At 47.2% G+C, this 1588-nt stretch carries 2 protein-coding genes and 1 pseudogene; all 3 read left to right on the top strand.

Going from position 1 to position 1588, the window contains the following annotated elements:
* Nucleotides 1-248, top strand: a pseudogene (locus tag PORUE0001_RS10025) (conjugative transposon protein TraK); the annotation flags it as partial.
* Entirely contained in the window at nucleotides 220-423 is a 204-nt protein-coding gene (locus PORUE0001_RS10570) for a hypothetical protein (protein WP_007364510.1), read from the top strand. The pseudogene PORUE0001_RS10025 and the gene PORUE0001_RS10570, both read left to right, overlap by 29 nt.
* A gap of 1 nt (nucleotide 424) precedes the next feature.
* Nucleotides 425-1588: conjugative transposon protein TraM (gene traM / locus PORUE0001_RS03025; protein WP_007364999.1), on the top strand; the 1164-nt coding region annotated here is incomplete at its 3' end.

Here is a 1588-nt window from a genome sequence, read left to right as displayed (position 1 = left end):
TCATCTCAACAAACACCTCTCAGGTGCTGACGGTTGATTCTATCTCTTGTGACTTTAATACTTACCCCTATGAGGCTGTGGTCTATGGCACACAGACCATCTACCGCAAGAGTAATGTCACAGAGCGGTCTCTTGTAACCGCCTGCTCATTACTCAACACGGTACGCAGTGATCGCAATCCGCAGGGCTTCCTAATCACTAAATTTAGAGTAATCAATAATGAAACAAGACGTACCACCCCTCGATAGTGTAGGCACTTCATCTACACAGAACAAGGTCGGCTGGGTAAAAAAACAGACTGACCGACTCAAAGCGTGGTGTGATAAGCTCACACCCGAAGAGCGTAAGAGACTAACTTTTATCTCTATGGGTGTCTACCTAGCCGTTTTTCTTCTAGTAATTACAATTAGCATCTTCAAATAATATGGATACTAACAAGACTGCTCCCGACAAAGCCAAGCTCAAGCAGTGGCTTGTAATGGGACTCATTATCATTGTCTTCGTCGGCGCATTGTATATGATCTTACGACCTTACCTTATCAAAGAGGATAAGGTCGGCAATGGTCAGCTCCTCACCGATGTCCCTGATGCCGATGTGGCGAAGCTCCCTGAGGACAAGTTATCCGCATACAAGGGTTCTGACCTTGTGGAACTCGGAGAGGAGAAAGTTGATCCTCAATTGCAACGTCTCTACGATGAAATGGACAGCTCTGATGATCATAGGACTTCCCGCTATCAAGATGACGACTACCCTTACGAAGAGAGTGATGGTTATCAATCCTCTGAAGATATGTATGCTCAGTTTGCCCGTGAGCAGGAGGAGCAAGATCAAGTTGCTCGCTTGCAGGAGCAGATAGATGGTTTACAACGAGAGAAGAGGAACTTAGCCGATGAGCGAGAGTATCTTACCCAGCTAGGAGAAATCAAAGATAGACAGATTGCTGCAAATGATATATACAGCAATGCCTATAGACGAGCTAGCGCTGACCCAGCTCCTGCTCCTGAACCTCCCAAAGACCCCAATGCTCCCGTGAGCTTTGAAGCGGTTGGTGCTAAGACTGTAGACCCTTCTATTGTCTCTACTCTATCTCAATCAGGTAGGGATGCCTCTAGTCAGCAGGCGCACGAGGCTTTGCTACAGAACCGCTTTACCACATCTGTGGGCTCGTTTCGTAGTGAGGCTGTTGCCAAGAACACGATACGAGCTATCATCGATGAGACCAAGACCATCAAGCTAGGCGATGAGATCAAAATGCGTCTTATGGAGGATATACAGATAGGCACTGTAGTGGTACCTAAAGGTACGACTATTGTGGCTAAGTCAAACCTGACAAACAATCGTCTACAGCTGAAAGTTACCTCTATTGAGTATCGGGAAAGAATCATAGGAGTAGACTTGTCCGCCTTTGACCTTAATGGTCAAGAGGGGTTGTACGTACCTGTAACAGCGGAAGCTGTGGGACTCAAAGCCCTTGGAGAGGGCTTGGCAGAGACAGCCACAGGTGGTATCTCTATACAGCAGAGTGGCAAGGATCAAATCCTCGCCAATGTCTCCAACGGACTCATACGTGCAGGGGGCAACTACATG

Origin of the sequence: Porphyromonas uenonis 60-3 (genome assembly GCF_000174775.1) — a bacterium.
Classification (GTDB): domain Bacteria; phylum Bacteroidota; class Bacteroidia; order Bacteroidales; family Porphyromonadaceae; genus Porphyromonas; species Porphyromonas uenonis_A.
The sequence above is the reverse complement of the archived record's forward strand: the minus strand, read 5'-3'. Positions and strand labels throughout refer to the sequence as shown.